A 24,541-nucleotide genomic window follows, 5' to 3' on the forward strand; every position below is an offset into this window, starting at 1 on the left:
GTGAGCTGGCGGTCACGCGGCAGCCGCAGTGTCCATGGGGCGCCCGGCATTCATCCGGACCATGCCCTTGACGATGCGGTACAGGAACCACAGCGAGATCAGGCTCCAGGCGATCCATCCGGGCACGAGAAAGAGCAGCCAGAGCCACGAGGTCAGGACGTAGAGCAGTCCCGCCCACAGCACCGACCGGATGCGCCACGTGAAGTGCGAGGCCTGCCAGGTGCCGGCCGCATCGTCGCGTTTGACAAAGTCGATCAGCAGGGCAATGAGCAACAGCAGCACCGACACCTGGGCGCCCGGCACAACGGCCGCGATGGCGACGATGAGGTGCAGCACATAGCTCACCCAGCCCACGGCGCGCAGCGAATCGCTGCCGCCCACGTCGATGATGTCCTTGCTCATGGATTCCTCCAGCTGGATGTCGAAGCGCCTGCGGCGCGGGCCGAGGCGTCAATCACCCGCCGCCTCGCGGGCCTGCGCCTTGCGCAGGGCCTTTTCCTCGATGCCACTCATCCCTTCGCGGCGCGCCAGTTCGGCCGCCACGTCCCGGGGCGAGAGCCCGTAATGGGCCAGCGCCACCATGCAGTGGAACCACAGGTCGGCCACTTCGTTCACTATTTTTTCCCGCGGTGCGCCGTGGTCGGCGTCCTTGCAGGCCATGACCACCTCCGTGGCCTCTTCGCCCACCTTCTTGAGAAAGCCATCGGGGCCCTTGTGAAGCAGTCGGGCGACATAGCTGGTGCTCGGATCGCCGCCCGCGGCGGGCCGGCGGCTGTCGATCACCGCGGCAAGGCGCTCCAGGATGTCGAGCGTCGGGGAGGCAGGCATCGGGTCGGAGGAATCGGAAACAGTCATTTGTAGATCGAGGTCGGGTCCTTCAACACCGGTTCGACGGCCACCCACCGCCCATCAGAATACTTTTGGAAGAAACAACTATGACGGCCGGTGTGACAGGCAATGCCGGGATCATGCCCTTCCTGCGTCACCGACAGCAGGACGACGTCGTTGTCGCAGTCCAGCCGCACCTCATGCACTCGCTGGATGTGGCCGGACTCTTCGCCCTTGAACCAGAGCCTGCCGCGCGAGCGGCTGAAATACACGGCGCGCCCCAACTCCACGGTCTTGGCAAGGGCCTCGCGGTTCATCCAGGCAAACATCAGGATGTCCTTGGAACCGTGTTCCTGGGCGATCACGGGCACCAGCCCCGCGGCGTCCCAGCTCACTTCATCGATCCATGTGGTCATGGGGACAGATTGTTACCCAGCTGCACTGCAACAAAAAATGGCCTTCCGCGGCCACGGCCGTTAAACTTCGGGAAACATTTTGGGTCAGGTGCGCCTTGGGCGCGGCTGGCATATTGGCCACACAGGCTTTTTGGGGAAGTGCCATGAACTTTGCTCGTTTCGTTTCGATGGTCGCTGCGGCCGCCCTGGTGTCCGCACCCATGATCGCCTCTGCCCAGACGCCTCCTCCGCCGTCTTCGACGCCCGCCGAGGCGACGCCCGGCGCTGGCGGTGGGGCAGGTGGCGCCGGTGGCGCAGCCGGCGGCGGGACCGCTGGTGCGGCCGGCGCTACGGGCGCGGCTGCAGGTGGCCTGGGCGCTGCGGGTCTCGCCGTGGCTGGCCTGGCTGGCGCCTTGGCCATTGGCGCAGCGGCCGGCGGCGGCAGCGACGGCGGTAACGCCGGTGTCTTCCCCGGCACCGGCACCACTGGCACGACGGGCACCACCGGTACCACGAGCCGGTGAGCCCCGGCACCCTTCGTGGCCGAGGGGTGCGCTCTTCCACGCGGCGGCAGCCTTCGATGCATCTCCATCTGAGGCTGCTTTGTTGCGTTCTGGCAACGGCGTTGGTGGGAGGCTGCAGTACCGGCAGTGCAGCGCTGGGCGACAGTGCCCGGCTTTTGTATGACCGCACGGCCGGCGGCATCCGGGACCAACAGCCTGCCGTCTTCAACCCGGCCTTTCGCTACCTGCGCGTGACGCATGCCGGCACCGCCGTCTACATGGTGCTGGGCTACCTCGATCCCACGCCGCAAGGCTTGGTCGAGGTGTGGTACAGCGGCGACGGCGAAGTCGTCCGCCTCCTGGATGGCCGGGTCGTCGGCACCACCGGGTTGAATCCGGACTGGCGGCGCGCCCAGGTGGAGCGGCTCCCGCTCTGGCCGGCAGGGGCGCAGGCACAGACCGCCGGCAGCTATCTGCGTGTGCGCGACGTCATGCCGGGCTACCACTCGAACATCCGCGAAACCGTGCGCGTTACGCCGCTGGCAAGCTACACGCCCGCAGCCCTGCAGGGCGCGCGTGCCGCTTCGCTGAAGTGGTTCGAAGAACAAGTCACCGAATCAACATCCCCCGGCCCTATGCTGCCTCCCGCCAGATTCGGGATTGCCATGACGGCGAACGGTTCGCCGTCGGTCGTGTACTCGGAGCAATGTCTGAGTGCCGAGGCCTGCTACACCTTCGAGCGGTGGAGTGCGCCCTCAGCGACAGCCACGCCGACATCTGCCGGCTCATGAAGACGCGCGAACGCACTTTCCGCCTCCATCCCCTCAGGATCCATCTGCTTGCCGCGTTCGGGCTCGGCGCCGCTGTGGCGGCGCAGGCGCAGCCCTTGGCGCCACCGGCCGAGGATCCTGCGCCCCTGCCCACTCTGGAAGGCGAACGGCTGAGCCACTGGCTGCTGCGCCAGTCGCCCCAGCCTGCCGATCCGGCGTTGGCCTGGCTGGTGCCGCAGGAGAAGCTGCCGCAGCAATACCTGCGCAACGTCCTGCTGGTCCACCTGGAGCGCTCCGCCGCCCAGCTCTCGGGGCAGGACCGGGAGATCCGCCAGCGCCTGCTGGTCTGGCTGCACAGCCTGCCGGCCACGGGCCGGGTAGCGCTGAGCATCACCGACCCACGCTGGCTCGAAGTGAATCCGGGACAGGACCCGGTGGCGCGCGACCGCGCCCGCTTTGCGCTGCCCACGGGCCGCACGGCCGATGTGGTGGTCGTCCAGCCGGATGGCACGCTTTGCCACGTGCCCCACGCCAGCGGCCGCTGGGTGGGCGATTACCTGCAGGCTTGCGGCCGGATGGGCAGCACGGACTGGGCCTGGCTGGCGCAGCCCGACGGGCGCACCACACGCATCGGCATCGCGGGCTGGAATGCGGAAGCCGGCGTGGAGCCGGCGCCGGGCGCCTGGCTCTGGGCCCCTCCGCGCACAATGGCCGACCTGGTCGCTGCGTCTGAAGGGCTCATCAAGTTCCTGGCCACTCAGGGACCGGCCCCCGCGCGGCAGGGCCCCATGGTGCCGCCCGCCGGTACCTCAAGGCCATCGACCGCCTTCGTCGCCGACGGCAACCTGCCCGCGGTGGCGAGCGCCCTGCCCCGCCCGCTGGACGTCAGCGCCAACGACTGGGGCGAGACCGGCCTGCTGCAGACGCCCACGGCACGCATGGCGTCTGCGGGCGAGATCCGCGCGTCGTACAGCTCCGTCTGGCCCTACAGCCGGCTGAACATCATGTTCCAGCCCTTCGACTGGATGGAGGCGGGCTTCCGCTACACGAGCATCTCCAACCGCGAATACGGCCCCACCATCAGCACGCAGAGCTACAAGGACAAGAGCATCGACGTCAAGTTCAGGCTCATGCGTGAATCGACGTACCTGCCCGAGGTGTCGCTCGGTTTCCGGGACATCGGCGGCACGGGCCTGTTCTCCAGCGAATACCTGGTCGGCAACAAGCGCTGGGGCGACCTGGATTTCAGCCTGGGCATCGGCTGGGGCTACATGGGCTCGAGCGGCAACATCAGCAATCCCTTCACGCTGCTGAGCGATCGCTTCAAGACGCGGCCCGCGGCCAGCACGGCCGGCGAGGCCAACCTGAGCAGCTACTTCCGCGGCCCGGCCGCCCTGTTCGGCGGCGTGCAATGGCGCACGCCCTGGGATCCGCTGACCCTGAAGATCGAATACGACGGCAACAACTACCAGAGCGAACCCTTCAGCAACGCGCTGCCGCGCCGCTCCCCCATCAACGTGGGACTGGCCTACAAGCTCAACAAGAACGTCACCCTCGCCGCCGGCTTCGAGCGGGGCGACAAGTTCATGATCGGCCTCACCCTGTCCGGCAACGCGGCGGAAGCCCAGACGCCCAAGCTGCTGGACCCACCGCTGCCCCGCTTCATGCCCGAGGCCCCGGCCAAGCCCCCCGGCTGGGCGAGCACGGCCGAGCAGGTCGAGGCGCAGACGGGCTGGCGCGTGCTGCGCATCGCGCCCAAGGACGACGTGCTGCACCTTTGGGTGAGCGACAGCGATGCCGTCTACCGGGAGGTGCGCTCGGACCGCGCCGTGGCCGTGCTGCATCACAGCGCGCCAGCGGGGATCCGCACCTTCGTCATCCATTACGAAGAGCGCGGCATCGCGATCCAGGCCCAGGCCTTCCAGCGCGAGGAGTGGGTCGCGGCGCATGCGCAGCCCCTGCCGCCGCACCTGGCGCGCGACGTGACGCAGCGCGACTACGCGCCGGTGCCGGACGAACCCACCGAGGCACAGTTGCCCCCCGCCACGGGCTCGGGCGGCCCTGCCGAGACGGCCACGGCCTGGGAGCGGCCCGCGGACCGCTTCAACTTCAGCATCTCGCCGAACTTCAGCCAGGTGGTGGGCGGCCCCAACAACTTCGCGCTCGTCGAACTGGGCGCGAAGGCCAATGCCCAGTACCGCTTCACGCAACAGACCTGGCTGCAGGGCCAGGTCAACCTGCGGCTGGCCGACAACTACGACAGCTTCACCTACGACGCGCCCAGCAACCTGCCCCGCGTGCGCACGGACCAGCGGCTCTACCTGACGACCAGCCGGGTGACAGTCCCGAACCTGCAGCTGACGCACGTCGGCCAGCTGGCCAGCGACCAGTACTACAGCGTCTATGGCGGCTACCTCGAATCGATGTTCGCGGGCGTGGGCGGCGAATGGCTGTACCGTCCATGGGGCAGCCGCCTGGCCTTCGGCATCGACATCAACCACGTGCGCCAGCGCGAATACGCACAGCACTTCTCGCTGCGCGATTACCAGGTCAACACGGGACATGCGTCGCTGTACTGGAACACCGGCTGGAACGGTGTGCTCGTGCGGCTGAGCGCCGGCCAGTACCTCGCCGGAGACCGTGGCGTGTCGATCGACATCGCCAAGCGCTTCGACAACGGCCTGACCATGGGCGCCTACGCCACCAAGACCAACGTCTCGTCCGCCCAGTTCGGCGAAGGCAGCTTCGACAAGGGCATCTTCATCTCAATCCCGCTGGACGCGCTGCTGCCCCGCTCCAGCCGCTCCGTCATCGGCTTCAACTGGTCGCCGCTGACCCGCGACGGCGGCGCGCGCCTGGGCCGCGCCGTGACGCTGTACGACCTCACCTACGCCCGTGACCCGGATTCGCGCAGCTTCGGCCCGCCCCCCGATACACGCCCGCGTGCGGGAGACAACATTCTCGACTTCGATGTCCAGCGCTGAATTCATCGTGCCGGTTAGCATCCGGGCGACCGGTGCGTGCGTAATCCTCGCAGTGCCCGCTGCAGCCGCGCCCCGTGCGTGCTGCGCCCTTTCTCTTTGCGTTCGTCCATGAAGTCCCTCCTCGTCCTCTGCGTCGGGAACATCTGCCGCAGCCCCATGGCCGAGGCCCTGTTCGCACAGCAGCTTCCCGGCCTCGCCGTGAGTTCCGCCGGCATCGGCGCGCTCATCGGCCACGGTGCCGATCCCACGGCGCTCGCCCTCATGAGCGAACGTGGCATCGACATCGGCGCGCACCGCGCGCGTCAGGTGAGCCTGGCCATGTGCCAGGAGACCGACCTGATCCTGACCATGGACGATGCGCAGAAGCGCTTCGTCGAACAGAGCTATCCCTTCGTGCGCGGCAAGGTCTACCGGCTCGGCGACGCCGCCCGGCTGAACGTGCCCGACCCGTACAAGCTCGGCCGCGAAGCCTTCGAGAACGCACTGCAGCTGATCGATGCCGGCGTCCAGACGTGGACCGAACGCATCCGCAAACTCTCCTGAAGTCCTCCGCCATTCCGGCAAGCCCCATGCAAACACCACCCGCTCCCGCTGCGTCCCTGGAGAACGACGATGACGAAATCCACCTGGCCGAGTATTTCGACATCCTGGTCGACAACAAATGGCTGGTGGCCGGCATCACGGCACTGGCACTGATCGTCGGCGCCGCCTACGCGCTGCTGGCCACGCCGATCTATCGCTCGAACCTGCTGATCCAGGTCGAGGATGCGGCGCCGGACGCCAAGAGCGTCCTGGGCGACGTTTCGAGCCTGTTCGAAGTCAAGACACCCGCCACGGGCGAAATCCAGGTGCTTCGCTCCCGACTGGTGGTGGGCGGCGCGGTCGACGCGGCGCGCTTCTACATCGACGCCAAGCCCGCCTACGTGCCCCTGGTGGGTGAATGGCTCTCCCGGCGGGCCAGCAGCCTGTCTACTCCCATGACGTTGCCAGGACTTGCCGGTCGCGTCTATGGCACTGAGAAGATCGAGGTGAGCCGCTTCGACGTTCCCGGCGGCCTCGAAGACCAGGCGCCGTTCGTCGTGACCGCGATGGGCGAAGGGCGCTTCGAAGTGGAGCATCCCCTGCTCGATGCGCCCTTCGAGGGCCGGGTGGGCCAGGAAATCACGCACGACGTGCCCGGTGCCGGCGGCGCCATCGTGCTCAGGATCGACCGCCTGGACGCGCTGCCCGGCGCGCAATTCAATGTGAGCCGCTACTCGCGGCTGCGCACCATCGAGGACCTGCAGCGGAACATCCAGGCCAGCGAACAGGGCCGCCAGTCCAATGTGATCAGCGTCGAGCTGGAAGACAGCAACCGCACCCGGCTGACAGCCATCCTCAATGCCCTGGGCACCAAGTATGTCGACCAGAACCGCGAGCGCAAGGCGGCCGAGGCCGAGCGCACGCTGAGCTTCCTCGACGAACAACTGCCCGAGTTCAAGCGTCAATTGGAGCGTTCGGAAGATGCCTACACGCGCTTCCGCAACCAGAACTCCACGGTGGCCTTCGACGAGGAAGCCAAGGCCGCGCTGTCGCAGATCGTCGACCTGCAGACCAAGCTGCTCGATGCGCAGCAGAAGCGCCGTGAATTCATCGCCCTGTTCACCCCGAACCACCCGCGCGTCCAGACCATCGACCAGCAGATCGGCCTCATCCAGCGCAACATCGACGCGATCAACAGCCGCGTCTCGCGCATGCCGACGATCCAGCAGGAGGCCTTCCGCTACGAGCGCGACGTGCGCGTCAACAGTGAGCTGTACCAATCACTGCTGACCAACTCGCTTCAGCTGCGCCTGGTGAAGGAAGGCAAGACCGGCAACGTGCGCCTGCTGGACTCTGCCATCTCTCCGCGCCTTCCTGTCAAGCCGCAAAAGGCCCTGGTGGTTGCGCTCGCCGGCGTTCTGGGCCTGCTTGCCGGCGTCGCGGTCGCCTTCGTGCGCAGCATGTTCTTCAGCGGTATCCGCAACCCGCAGGAGATCGAGAGCCACACCGGCATGAGCGTGATGTCGGTCATCCCGTACACGCAGGAGCAAGGAGTACTGGAAGTGCGCATGGAGTCCGGCCAGAAGGGCGTACATGTGCTGACCGTCACCAACCCCGAGAGCACGACGGTGGAAAGCGTGCGCAGCCTGCGTATCGCGCTGCAGTTCGCCATGCTCGAAGGCGCCAACAACCGCGTGTTGATCACCGGTCCGACGCCCGGCATCGGCAAGAGCTTCGTCTCCGCCAACTTCGCGGCCATCATGGCGGCGGCGGGCAAGCGGGTGCTGCTGCTCGACGCCGACATGCGCAAGGGCTACATCAACAAGCAGTTCGGGCTCGCGCGCGAGGGCGGCCTGTCCGAACTGCTGGTGGGCGAGGTCACCCTGGAGAAGGCGATCCATCGCCAGGTGGTGCCCAACCTGGACGTCCTCACCAGCGGCCGCTATCCGCCCAATCCTGCGGACATGCTGATGTCCGACACCTTTGCCCGCCTGCTGGACACGCTGTCGGCTCAATACGATCTGGTGGTGATGGATGCGCCGCCGGTGCTGGTGGCGGCCGATGCCGCTGCTGCCGGAGCGCATTCGGCCGTGGTGCTGCTGGTGGCACGTGCCGACCAGACGCAAATGGGCGAGCTCGTCGAAAGCGTCAAGCGCCTGCGCCAAGGCAACGTCACGCCGACGGGCGTGGTGTTCAACGCCATGGACATGACGCGCCGCCACTATGGCAGCTATGGCTACCGCTACGGCGGCTACCGCTACACCGAGTACAAGTACAAGCGCTGAGTTCTTCGGACCGTGGCCTCTCTTCGACGGGAGGCTGCGGCCCGGCGAGCAATGCACGGCAAAAAAATGGCCGCCCCAAGGGCGGCCATTTTTTTCGCGATCACGGCCGGCCAGGCAGGCCCTACCGCCCTTACCAGCCTCGAGCGCGGTCGATGGTTTCCGTTCCCACGTTCACGGCGGAGGCGGACGGCAGGATCAGGCTGATGACGCGGTTCCAGCGAACGAGCGGCACCGGATCGATGTACACCACGTCCTGGGGACGCAACGGGAACTGCGTGGCCAGGGCAAAGGCCGCGGGGTTCTTGGCGTCGAGCTGGAAGATCGCCGGCGAGCCCGTCGCTCCCTTACGGATCACATAGATCTGTCCAGGGTTGGAAGTGTCCAGTGAAGGACCGCCCGCTTCGCCCAGCGCCTCGTTGAGGGTCAGACGACCCGAGCCACGCAACGCGAGCGCGGTGGGCCGCAGCACCTCGCCCATCACGTAGATCTTGGTGTCTTCGCGCGTGCCGACGGTGATGGTGTCGCTGTTGCGCAGAGGAATGTCGTTGAGATCGTGACCCGCCTCGCGCAGCGACGTCAGGTCGATGCGCACCGATCGCCCCCCGCGCGTGAGCGTGATCGAGGAGCGATCGCCCGCATCGGTGATGCCCCCGGCGCGATTGATGGCCTCGGCCATCGTCATGGGCAGGTCGGTGAAGATCTGCGAGCCCGGCGCACGCACCTGGCCCTCGACGTAGGCGCGGCGACTGCGGAAGGCCTGGATACGCACCGAAACCTGCGGGCTCTGGATGTTGCGCTCCAGGCGGCGTGCGATCAGGTCGGAAGCCTCGGCCTCTGTCAGGCCTTCGATCTTGACGCGACCCACGTAGGGGAAATAGATCTCGCCATTGCCCCCGACGATGAAGCCGGGCGCCACGCTGACGCCCGTCGGATCGGTCTGTTGCGAAATCACGGCGCCCGCGTTGGGCAGCAACTCGGGGTGGTCGTACACGATGACGCCGACCACGTCGCCGGGCCCGATGGAATAGGGCTCCGGTTTGCCGAACAGGGCCTGCACTTCAGGCGGAACACCACGTGGCGCAACTTCCTGCAATGTGCGCACCAGCGCCTGAGTGATGGGAGTGATGCGCCCTTCGGGTGCCTCATCTGGCACATATTGAAACTTAGGTGGTAATTCGGCCTGATCCGAATAAGGACCGACAGGTCCCATGCCGGGAACCACGGTGCAACCCTGTAGAAGCGCTGCAGTCGCCAACGCCGTCCACGCCGGCAAATTCACTGGGAGTTTCAAATCAAATACCTGTCAGATCGTGGATCACGCACTGCTGCAGCAACGGCCCTGCGCGCAGCGGTGGCCAAAAAAGGTCAACGCTATGTTGATGATATTCGGCTTTGGATGCGGCTCCGTATAAGTCTGTCAGGTACGCACCACTATGCCGCGTTTAGCCATGTGGGCCTTGGCTTCGCCCACCGTGTGCTGGCCGTAATGGAAGATGCTGGCGGCCAGCACGGCGTCTGCACCGCCCTGCTGCACGCCGTCGGCCAAATCGGCCAGCGAGCCGACGCCGCCCGAGGCGATCACCGGCACGCTCACCGCATCGCTCACGGCACGGGTGAGTGCAAGATCGAAGCCACTTCGGGTGCCGTCGCGGTCCATGCTGGTCAGCAGGATCTCGCCGGCGCCGCGGCGTGCCATCTCGCTGGCCCACTGGACGGCATCCAGGCCGGTGTTCTTGCGGCCCCCGTGGCTGTAGACGTCCCAGCCTTCGCCCCGCGTCGCCGCTTCCTCGGGCGTGCGCCGCTTGGCGTCGATGGCCACCACGATGCACTGGGCGCCGTACTTGGACGAGGCGTCCTCGATCACCTGCGGATTGGCGATCGCGGCGGAGTTGAAGCTGGTCTTGTCGGCGCCGGCATTGAGCAACCGGCGTACGTCTTCCACCGTGCGCACGCCGCCGCCCACGGTGAGCGGGATGAAGACCTGCGAGGCCACGGCCTCGATGATCGGCAGGATCAGGTCGCGGTCGTCGCTGGTGGCCGTGATGTCCAGGAAGGTCAGTTCGTCCGCGCCCTGGGCGTTGTAGCGGGCAGCGATCTCCACCGGATCGCCCGCGTCGCGCAGTTCCAGGAAGTTGACGCCCTTGACCACCCGCCCCCCGGTGACGTCGAGGCAGGGAATGATGCGTTTGGCAAGCATGGCAGGATCAGGAAGTCGAGGAGGAGGAGGAGGAAGGCCTGGCATCGAGTTGCTGCCACAGGTGCACTTCGCTGCCCGGCGCCAGTTCGACGGGGGTGTCGATGGCCGCAGCCTCGACGCAGAGCATGTGGCGCCAACCATCGGCCGGCATGTCGGCCAGGCGCGCGCACAGCGCGGGGCCGGGATTCCACACCACCGTCTCCGGGCAGGTGGGCGCGGCGGTGATGCGCAGTTCGCCAGACCCCGCGCGAAGCACCAGAGGATGGGCGGGCGCGGCATAGACGCTGTCGAACTCCTCGCCGAAGCGCAGTACCTCGCGGCCTTCGGTCGAACGCTCGTCGCGCACCGCGTCCCAGCGAGCGGCGCCCTGCAGCCCCTGGAGTTGCACGTCCGCCAGGTCGTCCACCTGCAGGTAGCTGTGCAGCGCCGCAGTGAAGGGCCAGGGCGTCGTGCCCGTGTTGCGCACCTGCAGGTCGATGCGCAGCACGTTCGCCTTGGGCACGTGCACGTTCAGGCGAAGCTGAAAGAGCTCCGGCCAGACCGCCAGGGTTTCGTCGCTGGCCGTCAGGCCCAGACTGACGGTGTCGGCAGCCGCGTCGGGGACCACCTGCCAGGGCAGGTTGCGCGCAAAGCCGTGCTTGACGAGCGGGCCGCGCTGGTTGAACTGGGGAAAGCAGACCGGGACGCCACCGCGGATGGCCGCGCGACCATCGAACACCGCCTTGGGGCTGAGGTAGAGCCGCTCCGTGCCGTCCGCGCTGCGCCAGGACAACACATGGCCGCCATGCAACGCCACCGTGACCTGGTCGCCCGTGGTGGCCGACAGTTCGACGGCCGGCTGGCCTTGGACGGTGATCTCGCGCAGGCTCATCCGAAAGTCCTCAAGCGGCCGGTGAAGGCAGGAAGGCGGAGCGCGGCGTCAGGCCGCATCGGCCAGTTCGTCGGCCCGGGCCTGTGCCTTGGCGAAGTCCAGGTCGCCCGAGTAGATGGCGCGACCGCAGATCACGCCTTCCACGCCCTCGCCTTCCACCGCGCACAGCTGCTCGATGTCGGCGATGTTGGACAGGCCGCCCGATGCGATCACCGGGATGGTCAGCGCCTGCGCGAGCTTCACGGTGGCGTCGATGTTGATGCCCGACAGCATGCCGTCGCGGCCGATGTCGGTGTAGATGATCGACTCGACGCCGTAATCCTCGAACTTCTTGCCCAGGTCCACCACCTCGTGGCCGGTGAGCTTGCTCCAGCCATCGGTGGCCACCTTGCCGTCCTTGGCGTCCAGGCCCACGATGATGTGGCCGCCGAAGGCCACGCAGGCATCCTTGAGGAAGCCGGGATTCTTCACCGCCGCCGTGCCGATGATCACGTAGCGCAGGCCGTCGTCGATGTAGCGCTCGATGGTGTCCAGGTCGCGGATGCCGCCGCCCAGTTGCACCGGAATGTCGTCGCCCACCTCGCGCAGGATGGCCTTGATGGCCGCGTGGTTCTGCGGCTTGCCGGCAAAGGCACCGTTCAGGTCCACCAAGTGCAGGCGGCGCGCGCCGGCTTCCACCCACTTGCGCGCCATGGCCGCGGGGTCTTCGCTGAAGACGGTCGATTGGTCCATGTCGCCCTGCTTGAGCCGAACGCAATGGCCGTCCTTGAGATCGATGGCGGGAATGAGGAGCATGATGAGGCGCTGAAAAGTGCCGGGAACGAAGGAGGAGAAAGGTGAAACGAACTGATTCCGAACCGGCCGTCTCAGGCTGCTGCGGGGCACGCGGGCGCCCACCGCAACCGCGGTGATCGGCTTGGCCGATTCAGGGAGTCCAGTGGAGGAAGTTCCGGTAGAGCTGCAAACCGTGGTCGGCACTCTTCTCCGGGTGAAATTGGGTCGCAAAAATGTTATCGCGGGCCACCGCCGCGGTAAAGCGGCCACCGTAGTCGGCCTCGCCCACGCTGTGCGCCGCGTCCTGCGGCCGGGCATAGAAGCTGTGGACGAAATAGAACCACGCACCCTCGGGAATCCCCTGCCACATGGCATGCGGCCGCGCCTGCGAGACCTGGTTCCAGCCCATCTGCGGCACCTTGAAGTGGCTGCCGTCGGGTTGCAGGCGACCCGCCAGCTGGAAGCGCAACACCTCACCGGGGATCAGGTCCAGGCCCTCGCTGGGGCCTTCCTCGCTGCGGCCCAGCAACATCTGCATGCCGACGCACACACCGAACAGCGGCTTGCTCGCGGCCGCTTCGAGCACCGAGGCCAGCAGGCCGGACTCGCGCAGCTCGCGCATGCAGTCGGGCATGGCGCCCTGGCCGGGCAGAACCACGCGGGTGGCCGCGCGCACGACCTCGGGGTCGGCCGTCACGTGCACCTCCACGCCCGCGGCGTCTGCCGCATGGCGCACGGCCTGGGACACGGACCAGAGGTTGCCCATGCCGTAGTCCACCACGGCGACGCTGTTCTTCATCGGAGTCATTCGGGTCGGAAAGGACCGGTCGGGCGGCGGTGCGCCGGGAGGTTTACAGGGAGCCCTTGGTGGAGGGAATCACGCCCGCCGAGCGCGGGTCGAGTTCGAGCGCGGCGCGCACGGCGCGGGCGAAGGCCTTGAAGATCGTCTCGCACTGGTGGTGCGCATTGACGCCCTTGAGGTTGTCGATGTGCAGCGTCACGCCCGCGTGGTTGACGAAGCCCTGGAAGAACTCGAAGGTCAGCTGGGTGTCGAAGCCGCCGATCATGCCGCTCGTGAAGCGCACATCCATGTGCAGGCCCGGGCGGCCGGAGAAGTCGACCACCACGCGCGACAGCGCCTCGTCGAGCGGCACATAGGCATGGCCGTAGCGGCGGATGCCCTTCTTGTCGCCCACGGCACGGGCGACGGCCTGGCCCAGGGTGATGCCGACGTCTTCGACCGTGTGATGGCCGTCGATGTGCAGGTCGCCCTCGCAATGCACGTCCAGGTCGATCAGGCCGTGGCGGGCGATCTGGTCGAGCATGTGGTCGAAGAAGCCGATGCCGGTGGCCAACTGGGCCTTGCCGCTGCCGTCGAGGTCGACGCGCACGCGGATCTTCGTCTCGGCGGTGTTGCGGGCGACCTCGGCGATGCGCGCCGGGGGCGTGGCGCCGCCGGCGGCGGCAACGATGGCGTCGGGAGCCGTGGGGGTGTTCATAGGGAGGCTTGGAGGGCCGCCAGCATGCGCGCGTTGTCGTCGGGGGTGCCGACCGTCAGGCGCAGGCAGTTCGCCAGCAGCGGGTGCATTCTAGAAACGTTCTTGATGAGGACCCCACGCGCCTTCATGCCGGCAAAGGCAGCATCGGCATCGGGCACGCGCAGCAGGACCATGTTCGCCTCGCTGGGCCACACCTTCACACCGGGGAGCGCCTGGAGTGCCTCCACCAGGCGCGTGCGCTCGCCGCGGATGGCTTCGGCCTGCGCCTCGAACACCTCGGCATGCGCGAGCGCGAACAGCGCGCATTCGGCATTGAGCACGCTGATGTTGTAGGGCGGGCGCACCTTGTCGATCTCGGCCGCCAGCGCTTCGGGTGCCAGCAGGTAGCCCAGGCGCACACCGGCCAGCCCGAACTTGCTGAGGGTGCGCATCAGCACGACATGGCCGTGGGCGGCAGGGTCGCGACGGATCTCGTCCAGCCAGCTGTGGGCGGCGAAGGGCTGGTAGGCCTCGTCGATCACGACCAGGCCGCCCTGCTCGCCCTGGGCAGCGATCAGCCGGCGCATGACGGCGGCGTCGAACAGGTTGGCGGTCGGGTTGTTGGGGTAGGCCAGGTACAACAGCGCCGGCTTGTGCTCGGCGATGGCGGCCACCATGGCGGCCTCGTCGAGCTGGAAATCGGCATCCAGCGGCACGCCGACGAAGCGCAGCCCCTGGAGCTGCGCGCTCAGCGCATACATCACGAAGCCGGGCAGCGGCGCCAGGATGGTGGCGCCCGGCCGGTCGCACGCGATGGCCAGCAGCGAGATCAGCTCGTCCGAGCCGTTGCCCAGCACCAGCGACTGGCCCGCCGGCAGGTCCACGTGGGCCGCGATCGCCGTCTTGAGCCGCTGGGCCTCGTCACCGGGATAGCGGTTGACGGCCAGCGCGCCCAGGCGGGCACCCAGCTCGGCCTGCAACTCGGGCGGCAGGCCGTAGGGGTTCTCCATCGCGTCGAGCTTGAGCAGGCCCTCGGCGGGCTGGACGACGTAGGCATGCATGTCGCGCACGTCGGGGCGGATGCGTTCGAGGGCGCGGCGGGTCAGGTCGGACATCGGGGGCATGGTCATGGGTGGGGCGCCTTTCGTCGCTCAGGGCGCGCAGCGATAGGCGCTCTGCAGCGCCGCCGACAGCACCAGTTGCACCGGCATGTCGGCCTCGTAGAGCTGGGCATTGCGCGCCAGCTCGCCCTGGAACAGGGATCGCGCCATCGAGGGCTCCAGCCGGCGGCCCGCCACGCAGAAGGGCGGCTTCTGGCCACTGCGCTGCGTCGCCTCGGCCGATTCGCGCAGGCCCTCGACCACGCCGACCAGGTAATAGCTGGCGTAGTTGGGACCTTCCTTGCCGGCGGCCTCCAGCGTGCGGAACTCGCGCAGGCTCATGGCGGGGGCCGCTGCGGCGACGCCCAGCAGCGCCAGCGCCAGCAGCGCCTGGCGCGCGGCGTTCACGGCCGCCCTTCCAGCCGCAGTTCGGCCGCGCGGGCATGCGCCTGCAGGCCCTCGCCATAGGCCAGCTCGGCGGCAATGGGACCGAGCGCGCGCGCGCCGGCCTCGCTCACCTCGATCAGGCTGCTGCGCTTCTGGAAGTCGTACACGCCCAGCGGCGAGGAGAAGCGCGCCGTGCCCGAGGTGGGCAGCACATGGTTGGGCCCCGCGCAGTAGTCGCCCAGGCTTTCGCTGGTGAAGGCACCCAGGAAGATCGCACCGGCGTGCTTCAGCAGCGGCTCCCAGCGCTGCGGCTCGAGGCTGGAAACCTCCAGGTGCTCGGGCGCGATGCGATTGCTGATGGCGCAGGCCTCTTCCATGTCGCGCGTGTGGATCAGCGCGCCGCGGCCGTTGAGGCTGGCCGCGATGATCTCGCGCCGCGGCATGGTGGGCAGCAGGCGGTCGATCTCGCGCTGCACGGCGTCGATGTAGGCCGCGTCGGGGCACAGCAGGATGCTCTGGGCAAGCTCGTCGTGCTCGGCCTGGCTGAACAGGTCCATGGCCACCCAGTCGGGCGGCGTGCTGCCGTCGGCCAGCACCAGGATTTCGCTGGGGCCCGCGATCATGTCGATGCCCACGGTGCCGAACACGCGGCGCTTGGCGGCCGCCACGTAGGCATTGCCCGGGCCGGTGATCTTGTCCACGGCCGGCACCGTCGCCGTGCCGTAGGCCAGCGCGGCCACGGCCTGTGCGCCGCCGATGGTGAAGGCGCGTGTGACGCCAGCCACATGGGCGGCAGCGAGCACCAGCGGGTTTTTCTCGCCGCGCGGGGTGGGCACCACCATCACGATTTCGCCGACGCCGGCGACCTGGGCCGGAATCGCGTTCATCAGCACGCTCGACGGATAGGCCGCCTTGCCGCCCGGCACATAGATGCCCACGCGGTCGAGCGGCGTGACCTTCTGGCCCAGCAGCGTGCCGTCCTCGTCGCGGTAGCTCCAGCTTTCGCCGCTGGCCTTCTTCTGGGCCTCGTGGTAGCTGCGCACACGGCGGGCGGCGGCTTCGAGGGCGTTGCGCTGGGCATCCGGCAGCGCGTCGAAGGCGGCCTTCAGCTCGGCCGGATCCAGAGCCAGCGCCGCCAGCGAATCCGCTTCGAGGCCATCGAAGCGGCGGGTGTAGTCCAGCACTGCCGCGTCGCCGCGCTGCTGCACGTCGGCCAGGATGTCCGCCACGCGCTGCTCGATGGCTGCATCGGTGTCCGCCGCCCAATGCAGACGCGCCTTGAACGCGGCCTCGAAATCGGGCGCGGAGGTGGCGAGACGCAATGGAGTGGCTTGCAGGGTCATGGCAGCGGCGGGGTGGGAGAAGAATCGGTCAGTTCTGCGGAAGGGCCGACGCGAAAGCGTCGATGATGCGGCGGATGGGCTCGCGCTTGAGCTTGAGCGCGGCCTGGTTGACGACCAGGCGGGCACTGATGTCCATGATGCGCTCGACCTCCACCAAGTGGTTGGCGCGCAGGGTGTTGCCGGTGGAGACCAGGTCGACGATGGCATCGGCCAGGCCGGTGAGCGGCGCCAGTTCCATGCTGCCGTAGAGCTTGATCAGGTCCACGTGCACGCCCTTGCGGGCGAAGAACTCGCGGGCCAGGCCCACGTACTTGGTGGCCACGGCCAAGCGCGCGCCCTGGCGCACCGCGTGGGCATAGTCGTAGTCGGCGCGCACGGCCACGCTCAGGCGGCACCGGGCGATGCGCAGGTCCAGCGGCTGGTACAGGCCTTCGCTGCCATGCTCCAGCAGCACGTCCAGGCCGGTCACGCCCAGGTCGGCGCCGCCGTACTGCACGTAGGTCGGCACGTCCGATGCGCGCACCAGCACCACGCGAACATCGGGGCGGGTCGTGGGCAGGATCAGCTTGCGCGACTTCTCGGGGTCCTCGGTCACCTCGATGCCGGCGGCGGCCAGCAACGGCAGGGTCTCTTCGAAGATGCGTCCCTTGGACAAGGCGAGCGTGATCACGCGGCGGCTCCGGTGGAAATGCGTTCGATGTCGGCGCCCAGGCTGCCGAGCTTGCGTTCGATGCGGTCGTAGCCGCGGTCCAGGTGGTAGATGCGGTCCACCAGCGTCTCGCCCTCGGCCACCAGGCCGGCGATGACCAGGCAGGCCGAGGCGCGCAGATCGGTGGCCATCACCGAGGCGCCCGACAGGCGGGGCACGCCTTCAATGACGGCCGTGCGGCCATCGGTCTGGATGCGCGCGCCGAGCCGCAGCAGCTCGTTGACGTGCATCATCCGGTTCTCGAAGATGGTCTCGGTCACCGTCGACGCGCCTTCCGAGATGACGTTCAGCGCCATGAACTGCGCCTGCATGTCGGTCGGAAAGCCGGGGTACTCGGTCGTGCGGAAACTCTGGCCCTTGAGGCGACCCTGAGAACGGATGCGCAGTCCGCCCGCCTCCTCGGTGATCTGCGCACCGGCATCGCGCAGCTTCTCGACCACGGCATCCAGGTGATCGGCGCGGGCGCCGCGCAGCAGCACGTCGCCGCCAGTGGCCGCCACGGCGCACAGGAAAGTGCCGGCCTCGATGCGGTCGGCGACCGTCGCGTGCTCGCAGCCGTGCAGGCGCTCCACGCCCTGGATGCGGATGCGGCTGGTACCGTGACCTTCGATCCTGGCGCCCATCCTGATGAGCATCTCGGCCAGGTCGGGAATCTCCGGCTCCTGGGCCGCGTTCTCCAACACCGTCTCGCCTTCGGCCAGCGTGGCGGCCATCAGCAGGTTCTCGGTGCCGGTCACGGTGACCATGTCGGTGGTGATGCGCGCGCCACGCAGCCGCGTGAGGCCGGGCTGCAGCCGGGCCATCATGTAGCCGTGCTCGACATCGATCTCGGCGCCCATGGCCCGCAGGCCCTTGATGTGCTGGTCCACCGGCCGCGAGCCGATGCCGCAGCCACCCGGCAGCGACACCTTGGCATGGCCGAAGCGCGCCACCAGCGGGCCCAGCGCCAGCACGGAGGCCCGCATGGTCTTGACCAGCTCGTAGGGCGCCTCGGGCTGCGTCAGGTCGGCGGCATTGAGGCGCACCGTGCCGTTGTCGTCACGCTCGGCGGTCACGCCCATGTGACGCACCAGCTTGAGCATGGTGGAGACGTCCTGCAGGCGCGGCACGTTGTGCACGACCACCGGGTCAGTGGTCAGCAACGCCGCGCACAGCTGGGGCAGCGCCGCGTTCTTGGCGCCGGAAATGGTGACGTCGCCGCCGAGCTGACGCCCGCCGCGAATGAGGAGTTTGTCCATCAGGATTCCTTGGAACGGCGGCCTCGCCGTTCGGTCAACGGGTCAGGCGCTATGCTTGGCCCACTCGGCAGGCGTGTAGGTCTTCATCGACAGCGCATGCACTTCGTCGGTATGCATTTTCTCACCGAGGGTGGCGTAGACCCGCTGATGGCGCTGGATGAGACGCTTGCCGTCGAACTCGGCCGAGACGATGGTGGCGAACCAGTGGCGGCCATCGCCCTCCAGCGTGATGTGCTGGCAGGGCAGGCCGGCCTCGATCAGGGCCTGGAGTTCTTGGGCAGTCATGGTGGGGCGCGGGGCGGTCGTTGGATGCAGCATCTGCCAGCAGGCAGTCGCGGCCTCGAAATGGCAGGTCTTCCTCAGCCTCTGATCTTGTAGCCGGTGCGCAGCAGGTGCACCGCCACGGTACTCACCACGGCCAGCGCACCGGCCACGACGCCCAGGCTCAGCCAGGGCGACACGTCCGACATGCCAAAGAAGCCGTAGCGGAAGCCGTCGATCATGTAGAAGAAGGGGTTGAGGTGGCTCACCGCCTGCCAGAAGGGCGGCAGCGAGCCGATGGAATAGAACACGCCCGACAGGAAGGTCATGGGCATGATCAGAAAGTTCTGGAACACCGCCATCTGGTCGAACTTCTCGGCCCAGAGGCCGGCGATCAGGCCCAGCGTGCCGAGCAGGCCCGCGCCCAGCAGGGCGAAGAGCACGATCCACAGCGGCTGCGCGAAGGGCGGCACGGCGAAGAACATCGTGACCAGCAGCACGCCCGCGCCGACCACCAGGCCGCGCACCACCGACGAGCCCACATAGGCGAAGAACCAGCCCCAGTGCGACAACGGCGTCAGCAGCACGAACACCAGGTTGCCCATGATCTTGCTCTGGATGATGGACGAGGAGCTATTGGCGAAGGCGTTCTGCAGCACGCTCATCATCACCAGACCGGGGATCAGGAAGGCGGTGTAGCTGAAGCGGCCGTAGACCTGGACGTGGTCCTCCAGCACATGGCCGAAGACCATCAGGTAGAGCACCGAGGTCAGCACCGGCGCACCGACGGTCTGGCCGGCCACCTTCCAGAAGCGCAGCACTTCCTTGGCCAGCAGGGCGCGCCAGCCCATGGCGCGCGACAGCAGCATGTCTCTCATCGCGCCACCTCCAGCGGTGTCTGCTCGCCGGCCATCAGGTCGATGAAGACGTCCTCCAGGTCGGCCTTGCGCATTTCCACGTCCTCGACCGACACGCCGGCCTGTCGCAGGTTGGACAGCAGTTGTTCCACCTCCAGCGCGTTCTGCGCCGGCAGTTGGACGATGCGGCCGGTGATCCGGGCGTTGCGGGCCAGCTCCCAGGGTAGCTCGGCATCGGTCTTGAAGCGCAGCACGTTGCTGGCCGCCGCCTTGAGCAGTTCGCTGGTGCGGTCCAACGCCACCACCCTGCCCTTCTTGAGCATGGCGATGCGGTTGCACAGCGCCTCGGCTTCCTCGAGGTAGTGGGTGGTCAGCAGCACGGTGCTGCCTTCGCGGTTGAGGCGGGCGACGAATTGCCACAGCGTCTGGCGCAGTTCCACGTCCACGCCGGCCGTGGGCTCGTCGAGCACGATCACCGGCGGCTTGTGCACCAGTGCCTGCGCCACCAGCACGCGGCGCTTCATGCCGCCCGAGAGCTGGCGCATGTTGGCATCGGCCTTGTCGGCCAGACCCAGGCTGGTGAGCAGCTCGTCGATCCAGTCGTCGTTGTTCGGGATGCCGAAATAGCCCGACTGCAGCCGCAGCGTCTCGCGGACATTGAAGAAGGGGTCGAAGACCAATTCCTGCGGCACGATGCCCAACTGTCGGCGCGCATCGGCGAAGTGGCTCTGCACGTCGAAGCCATGCACGCTCACATGACCTGACGTGGGCCGCGACAGTCCAGCGAGGATGCTGATGAGGGTGGTCTTGCCCGCGCCGTTCGGGCCCAGGAGGCCGAAGAACTCGCCTTCCTCGATGTCGAAGCTGACATCCTCCAGCGCCCGCAGACCGGGATTGCCATGGGCCCGCTGTGCGCGGGACGGAGGATAGGTCTTGGAGACGGACTGGAAGGAGACGGCGGCCATAGGGGGTGGGGATTCTAGGTTGTTCCCCTTGGCCCCGCCCCTGGCGGGAGATCAGGGCGCGGAAGGCAGCAGGCCGGCCACGCCGTAGAGCATGGCCAATTCGCGCAGGCGCGCGGGTAGCCCCTTGACGGCAAAGCCCCGGCCCAGCGCCGCGGCCTCCCGGCGGCATTCGAGCAGCACGGCGATGGCCGAGGAATCGAACTGGTTCAGCGCGCTCGCGTCGACCACGGCCGAAGACCCGGGCTGCGCCGTCAGCCCCTGCTGGAGCATGCGCATGCAGGCCGGTGCCTCGTCGTGCGTCAGACGAGGCGGCAGCATCAGTGTCAGGGCATCGAGCGCCATGCGGTCACCCCGGTCAGCTGCGGGCGTTGGCCTTGTTGCGGGCCGCCAGCGTGGCAATCAGGCCGTCGATGCCCTTGGCGTTGATCTCCTGGGCGAACTGGGTGCGGTAAGTATCGACCAGCCATACGCCCATCACGTTGAAGTTGAAGACCTTCCAGCCGTAGCCTTCGCCGGGGGTCTTCTCGAGCCGGTAATCGATCTGCACCGGGTCGCCAGAGCCGCCGCGGACCTCGGTGCGCACCAGCACTTCCTTGTCGTCCGGCGAGCCACGGAAGGGCTTGATGGTGACGGTCTGGTCACTGACCTGGTCCAGGGCGCCGGCGTAGGTGCGCACCAGCAGCGTCTTGAATTCCTGCTGCAACTGGGTGCGCTGCTCCGGCGTGGCCTGACGCCAGGCGGGGCCCACGGCCGAGGAGGTCATGCGCTGGAAATTCACGTTGGGCATGATCTTGGCGTCAACGAGCGCCATGATCTTCGGGATGTCCCCGGCCTTGATCGACTTGTCGGCCTTGATGGTGTCCAGCACTTCGCTGGACAGCCGCTTGACCAGCGCATCAGGGGCTTCATCGGCGGCCATTGCCGACAGCGAGGCGCTGCCCAGCGCCACGAGGATCGCGCCCATTCCGGCCCAGCGGCCGATGGTGCGTCGTTGGATGGCGAAGTTCATGGTGGGTATCCCTTCTATCGTTGTGTGCGGCGACGCTGCCTGCCCTTTCGAGCGGCTCGTTGCGGCGCGGGTTTCCGTCGAGGCGGCGGCACTTGCAACCAACTGCAAGGGCCCTGCTTGGTCACTGGTCGTCGTCCTGACGCGTGCGTCCGTCGTTCACTTCTGCACGGCGCCGCTGGAGATAGGCGTCGCGGGAGAAGCTGTACGGGTCGAGTGCCGCGTCTTCCAGGAGACTGGTGGTCCGCAGCAACCGCGCGCGACGGTCCACCAGCCACAGGCCAGTCAGACTCCAGCGCACCGTCTTGTCGTCGATGGAGGGCACCGGGTCGCCCTGCCAGTCGATGGGCAGCGCGGCGGTGTCGCGCACGGTCGAAGGGCCCAGGAGCGGCAACATCAGGTACGGGCCGGACGGCACGCCCCAGTAGCCCAGCGTCTGGCCGAAGTCCGCGCTGTGCCGCTCGATGCCGAGGTCGGAGGCCACGTCCAGGATGCCGCCCAACCCGAACACCGTGTTCACGTTCAGGCGCATGAAGGTCTCGGCACTGTTCTGCGCCTTCAATTGCAGGACGTTGTTGGCGAAATTCCAGATGTCGCCCAGGTTGTTGAAGAAGTTCGTGACACCGCTTCGCACCATCGACGGCAGCACGTCACGGTAGGTGGTGGCCACCGGCTTGAGCACCGCGTCGTCCAAGGCCTTGTTGAAGCGGAACATGCGGCGGTTGAAGGGCTCGAAGGGGTCCGCGGGATTGCGCAGGTCGGCAGGCGCCGCGGTCGAGTCCTCAGTGGCCGGCGCAGCAGCCGGCTGCTGCGCCTGGGCCCATGCCAGGCCGCAGCTTGCGAGCGCCATGCCCAGGGCCACGGCGCGTACGCCGCGCCACGGGCCCGCAACGGGGGTTCTTCTCGTCGTCATTTCTTCGCACCCTCTCCGGTCTTGTTGTTGGCATCGCCGGAGGAGCTTCCGTCGGCCGCCTTGCTGTAGAGAAACTGGCTGATCAGGTTTTCGAGCACGACCGCGGACTGGGTCGACGAGATCGTGTCGCCGGCCTGCAGGTTCTTGTCGTCGGCGCCGGCCTCGATGCCGATGTACTGCTCGCCCAGCAGACCGCTGGTGAGGATCTTCAAAGAGCTGTCCTTGGGAAAGCGATAGCGGTCCTGCAGCGCCAGCGTCACGCTGGCCTGGAAGGTCTTGTCGTCGAAGCCGATGGATTCCACGCGACCCACCACCACACCGGCGCTCTTGACCGCCGTCTGCGGCTTGAGCCCGCCGATGTTGTCGAAACGGGCCGTGACCTTGTAGGTCTTCTGGAAATTCAGGCTGAGCAGGTTGGCCGATTGCAGGGCCAGGAAGAGCAGCGCCGCCGCGCCGATGAGCACGAACAGGCCAACCCAGAGATCGCTGCGGGAACGTTGCATTGGTTTACCTCAGAGGCTGAACATCATGGCGGTAAGGAGGAAGTCCAGCCCCAACACCGCCAGCGAAGCCACCACCACCGTGCGCGTGGTGGCGCGGGAGACGCCCTCGGGCGTCGGCTGGGCCTCGAAACCCTGGAGCAGCGCGACGAAGCTGACGGTGAAGCCGAACACCACGCTCTTGACGATGCCGTTGCCGACATCCTGCAGGACATCCACCCCGCTTTGCATCTGCCCCCAGAAAGCGCCGGAGTCCACGCCCAGCATGAGCACGCCCACCACCCATCCCCCGAGCACGCCCACGGCGCTGAACACGGCGGACAGCAGCGGCAGGGTGATGACGCCCGCCCAGAAGCGAGGCGCCAACACCCGACGCACCGGGTCCACCGCCATCATCTCCATGGCACTGAGCTGCTCGCCCGCCTTCATCAGGCCGACTTCGGCGGTAAGCGAGGTGCCGGCCCGGCCCGCGAAGAGCAGCGCCGCGACCACCGGCCCCAGCTCGCGCACCAGCGAGAGCGTGACCAACAGGCCCAGCGCCTCCGAGGCGCCGTAGCGCTGCAGCGTGTAGTAGCCCTGCAGCCCCAGCACGAAACCGACAAACAGACCCGAGACCGCGATGATCGCCAGCGAGTAGTTGCCCAGGAAGTGGATCTGGTCGCGCACGAGGCCGAAACGACGAAGGCAAGACCCCAGGTCGGCCACCAGGCGCACGAACAGGCGGGCCCCATGGCCCAGGTCCGCCAGCTTGCGCCGCACGGCAAAGCCCACGTCGGACGGATGCCACCACCTCATGGCCGGCCTCCCTGCATGTGGCCGAAATCCTCGTCGACCGTGGGCCCGGGATAGTGGAAGCGCACCGGCCCCTCCGCTTCGGCATTGACGAACTGGTGCACCAGCGGATCGGTGCTGGCCCGCACCTCGTCCGGCGCGCCCTGTGCCGCGACCTTGCCGTTGGCGAGGATCACCACGTGGTCGGCGATGCGGAAGGTCTCGTCGAGGTCGTGGGAGACGATCACGCTCGTCAGCCCGAGCGCGTCGTTCAGCCGGCGGATCAGGCGGGCGGACGTGCCCAGCGAAATCGGATCGAGCCCGGCAAAGGGCTCGTCGTACATGACCAGCTCGGGGTCGAGCGCAATGGCCCGGGCGAGTGCAACACGGCGCGCCATGCCGCCGGAGACCTCGCTGGGCATCAGCTCGCGCGCGCCGCGAAGGCCCACCGCGTCCAGCTTCATGAGCACGATGTCGCGCACCAGCGGCTCGGGCAGTTGGGTGTGCTCGCGCAGGGGAAAGGCCACGTTGTCGAACACCGTCATGTCGGTGAACAGCGCGCCGAACTGGAACAGCATGCCCATGCGGCGCCGGGCAGCATAGAGCGCAGGGGGTGCCATGCGACCCACGTCCTGGCCGTCGAAGCGCACCTCGCCGGCGTTGGCACGCACCTGCCCGCCGATCAGCCGCAGCACCGTCGTCTTGCCGCCGCCAGACGCACCCATCAGCGCCGTCACGCGCCCGCGGGGCACGGAGAACGACACGCCATCGAGGATGGCGCGCTCGCCGTAGCCAAAGCGCACGTCACGAAACTCGACGAAAGGGGCGGAATCGACGGAGGACAAAGCCGGGGGAGGGACGGTGGGAGAAACGGGCAGTCTCAA

The 24,541-nt window shown here is 67.8% G+C and carries 27 protein-coding genes; 4 read left to right on the forward strand and 23 right to left on the reverse strand.

From position 1 onward, the window contains the following. Positions 1 to 12 precede the first annotated feature (12 nt). The 3 genes from KBC94_RS12720 to hisI are packed head-to-tail and all read right to left on the reverse strand — an operon-like array spanning position 13 to position 1,244. Complete coding sequence (locus tag KBC94_RS12720; RefSeq protein ID WP_234194549.1) at positions 13 to 402, reverse strand: hypothetical protein; 390 nt, start codon at positions 400 to 402, stop codon at positions 13 to 15. Between the two features lie 48 nt (positions 403 to 450). Next, positions 451 to 855, reverse strand: a complete 405-nt coding sequence (locus KBC94_RS12725) for a phosphoribosyl-ATP diphosphatase (RefSeq protein ID WP_294370517.1) — start codon at positions 853 to 855, stop codon at positions 451 to 453. Continuing rightward, positions 852 to 1,244: a phosphoribosyl-AMP cyclohydrolase gene (hisI, locus tag KBC94_RS12730; RefSeq protein WP_294370519.1), complete on the reverse strand. Its 393-nt coding sequence runs from the start codon at positions 1,242 to 1,244 to the stop codon at positions 852 to 854. The genes KBC94_RS12725 and hisI overlap by 4 nt, the downstream gene beginning before the upstream one ends. A gap of 559 nt (positions 1,245 to 1,803) precedes the next feature. On the opposite strand from hisI, the gene KBC94_RS12735 reads away from it, so the two are divergent. From KBC94_RS12735 to KBC94_RS12750, 4 genes are all read left to right on the forward strand, one after another. After that, positions 1,804 to 2,517, forward strand: coding sequence for a YjbF family lipoprotein (locus KBC94_RS12735; RefSeq protein WP_294370521.1), 714 nt, complete (start codon positions 1,804 to 1,806; stop codon positions 2,515 to 2,517). A 95-nt stretch (positions 2,518 to 2,612) separates the two neighbouring features. Beyond that, complete coding sequence (locus KBC94_RS12740) at positions 2,613 to 5,480, forward strand: YjbH domain-containing protein (protein WP_294370522.1); 2,868 nt, start codon at positions 2,613 to 2,615, stop codon at positions 5,478 to 5,480. A 108-nt stretch (positions 5,481 to 5,588) separates the two neighbouring features. Next, positions 5,589 to 6,023 carry a low molecular weight protein-tyrosine-phosphatase gene (locus KBC94_RS12745; protein ID WP_294370523.1) on the forward strand — a complete coding sequence of 145 codons (435 nt, stop codon included), beginning with the start codon at positions 5,589 to 5,591 and terminating at the stop codon, positions 6,021 to 6,023. 26 nt (positions 6,024 to 6,049) lie between these two features. Then, entirely contained in the window at positions 6,050 to 8,287 is a 2,238-nt protein-coding gene (locus KBC94_RS12750; protein WP_294370525.1) for a polysaccharide biosynthesis tyrosine autokinase, read from the forward strand. Between the two features lie 130 nt (positions 8,288 to 8,417). On the opposite strand, the gene KBC94_RS12755 is transcribed toward KBC94_RS12750, so the two are convergent. The 20 genes from KBC94_RS12755 to KBC94_RS12850 form a co-directional block, all read right to left on the reverse strand. Continuing rightward, positions 8,418 to 9,497 (reverse strand): polysaccharide biosynthesis/export family protein, encoded by a 1,080-nt coding sequence (locus KBC94_RS12755; RefSeq protein WP_294370764.1) that lies wholly within the window; start codon positions 9,495 to 9,497, stop codon positions 8,418 to 8,420. Positions 9,498 to 9,704: 207 nt separating this feature from the next. Next, the gene (gene hisF / locus KBC94_RS12760) at positions 9,705 to 10,484 is read right to left on the reverse strand and encodes an imidazole glycerol phosphate synthase subunit HisF (protein ID WP_114802299.1); all 780 of its coding nucleotides are present in this window, start codon (positions 10,482 to 10,484) and stop codon (positions 9,705 to 9,707) included. Between the two features lie 7 nt (positions 10,485 to 10,491). Continuing rightward, positions 10,492 to 11,355 (reverse strand): D-hexose-6-phosphate mutarotase, encoded by an 864-nt coding sequence (locus KBC94_RS12765; RefSeq protein ID WP_294370527.1) that lies wholly within the window; start codon positions 11,353 to 11,355, stop codon positions 10,492 to 10,494. 48 nt (positions 11,356 to 11,403) lie between these two features. Continuing rightward, positions 11,404 to 12,150: a 1-(5-phosphoribosyl)-5-[(5-phosphoribosylamino)methylideneamino]imidazole-4-carboxamide isomerase gene (hisA, locus tag KBC94_RS12770; protein ID WP_294370529.1), complete on the reverse strand. Its 747-nt coding sequence runs from the start codon at positions 12,148 to 12,150 to the stop codon at positions 11,404 to 11,406. A gap of 130 nt (positions 12,151 to 12,280) precedes the next feature. After that, positions 12,281 to 12,928 (reverse strand): imidazole glycerol phosphate synthase subunit HisH, encoded by a 648-nt coding sequence (hisH, locus tag KBC94_RS12775; RefSeq protein WP_294370531.1) that lies wholly within the window; start codon positions 12,926 to 12,928, stop codon positions 12,281 to 12,283. Positions 12,929 to 12,980: 52 nt separating this feature from the next. Further along, positions 12,981 to 13,628 carry an imidazoleglycerol-phosphate dehydratase HisB gene (gene hisB / locus KBC94_RS12780; protein ID WP_294370533.1) on the reverse strand — a complete coding sequence of 216 codons (648 nt, stop codon included), beginning with the start codon at positions 13,626 to 13,628 and terminating at the stop codon, positions 12,981 to 12,983. Then, positions 13,625 to 14,737, reverse strand: coding sequence for a histidinol-phosphate transaminase (gene hisC, locus KBC94_RS12785; RefSeq protein ID WP_294370535.1), 1,113 nt, complete (start codon positions 14,735 to 14,737; stop codon positions 13,625 to 13,627). The genes hisB and hisC overlap by 4 nt, the downstream gene beginning before the upstream one ends. Positions 14,738 to 14,758: 21 nt before the next feature. Beyond that, entirely contained in the window at positions 14,759 to 15,115 is a 357-nt protein-coding gene (locus KBC94_RS12790) for a hypothetical protein (RefSeq protein WP_294370537.1), read from the reverse strand. After that, on the reverse strand, positions 15,112 to 16,437 hold the full coding sequence (gene hisD / locus KBC94_RS12795) for a histidinol dehydrogenase (RefSeq protein ID WP_294370538.1): 1,326 nt from the start codon (positions 16,435 to 16,437) through the stop codon (positions 15,112 to 15,114). Before hisD ends, KBC94_RS12790 begins: the two co-directional genes overlap by 4 nt. Positions 16,438 to 16,465: 28 nt before the next feature. Beyond that, positions 16,466 to 17,107 (reverse strand): ATP phosphoribosyltransferase, encoded by a 642-nt coding sequence (hisG, locus tag KBC94_RS12800; RefSeq protein WP_017759882.1) that lies wholly within the window; start codon positions 17,105 to 17,107, stop codon positions 16,466 to 16,468. Beyond that, on the reverse strand, positions 17,104 to 18,384 hold the full coding sequence (gene murA / locus KBC94_RS12805; RefSeq protein WP_294370542.1) for a UDP-N-acetylglucosamine 1-carboxyvinyltransferase: 1,281 nt from the start codon (positions 18,382 to 18,384) through the stop codon (positions 17,104 to 17,106). Before murA ends, hisG begins: the two co-directional genes overlap by 4 nt. Positions 18,385 to 18,426: 42 nt before the next feature. Continuing rightward, the gene (locus KBC94_RS12810; RefSeq protein WP_294370544.1) at positions 18,427 to 18,669 is read right to left on the reverse strand and encodes a BolA family protein; all 243 of its coding nucleotides are present in this window, start codon (positions 18,667 to 18,669) and stop codon (positions 18,427 to 18,429) included. A gap of 74 nt (positions 18,670 to 18,743) precedes the next feature. Next, positions 18,744 to 19,514, reverse strand: a complete 771-nt coding sequence (locus KBC94_RS12815; protein WP_294370765.1) for an ABC transporter permease — start codon at positions 19,512 to 19,514, stop codon at positions 18,744 to 18,746. 5 nt (positions 19,515 to 19,519) lie between these two features. Continuing rightward, the gene (locus KBC94_RS12820; protein WP_294370546.1) at positions 19,520 to 20,467 is read right to left on the reverse strand and encodes an ABC transporter ATP-binding protein; all 948 of its coding nucleotides are present in this window, start codon (positions 20,465 to 20,467) and stop codon (positions 19,520 to 19,522) included. A gap of 51 nt (positions 20,468 to 20,518) precedes the next feature. Then, a complete protein-coding gene (locus KBC94_RS12825; protein WP_017759877.1) occupies positions 20,519 to 20,809 on the reverse strand; it encodes an STAS domain-containing protein in 291 nt (96 codons plus the stop codon). Positions 20,810 to 20,822: 13 nt separating this feature from the next. After that, complete coding sequence (locus KBC94_RS12830) at positions 20,823 to 21,476, reverse strand: phospholipid-binding protein MlaC (RefSeq protein ID WP_294370548.1); 654 nt, start codon at positions 21,474 to 21,476, stop codon at positions 20,823 to 20,825. A gap of 121 nt (positions 21,477 to 21,597) precedes the next feature. Further along, entirely contained in the window at positions 21,598 to 22,386 is a 789-nt protein-coding gene (locus tag KBC94_RS12835) for a VacJ family lipoprotein (RefSeq protein WP_294370550.1), read from the reverse strand. Next, positions 22,383 to 22,889 (reverse strand): outer membrane lipid asymmetry maintenance protein MlaD, encoded by a 507-nt coding sequence (mlaD, locus tag KBC94_RS12840; RefSeq protein WP_234194529.1) that lies wholly within the window; start codon positions 22,887 to 22,889, stop codon positions 22,383 to 22,385. The genes KBC94_RS12835 and mlaD overlap by 4 nt, the downstream gene beginning before the upstream one ends. A gap of 9 nt (positions 22,890 to 22,898) precedes the next feature. After that, positions 22,899 to 23,681: a lipid asymmetry maintenance ABC transporter permease subunit MlaE gene (gene mlaE, locus KBC94_RS12845; RefSeq protein ID WP_294370555.1), complete on the reverse strand. Its 783-nt coding sequence runs from the start codon at positions 23,679 to 23,681 to the stop codon at positions 22,899 to 22,901. Then, positions 23,678 to 24,502: an ABC transporter ATP-binding protein gene (locus tag KBC94_RS12850; RefSeq protein ID WP_294370556.1), complete on the reverse strand. Its 825-nt coding sequence runs from the start codon at positions 24,500 to 24,502 to the stop codon at positions 23,678 to 23,680. The genes mlaE and KBC94_RS12850 overlap by 4 nt, the downstream gene beginning before the upstream one ends. Positions 24,503 to 24,541 lie beyond the last annotated feature (39 nt).

This window comes from Pseudacidovorax sp., assembly GCF_017991995.1.
GTDB lineage: Bacteria > Pseudomonadota > Gammaproteobacteria > Burkholderiales > Burkholderiaceae_C > Xenophilus.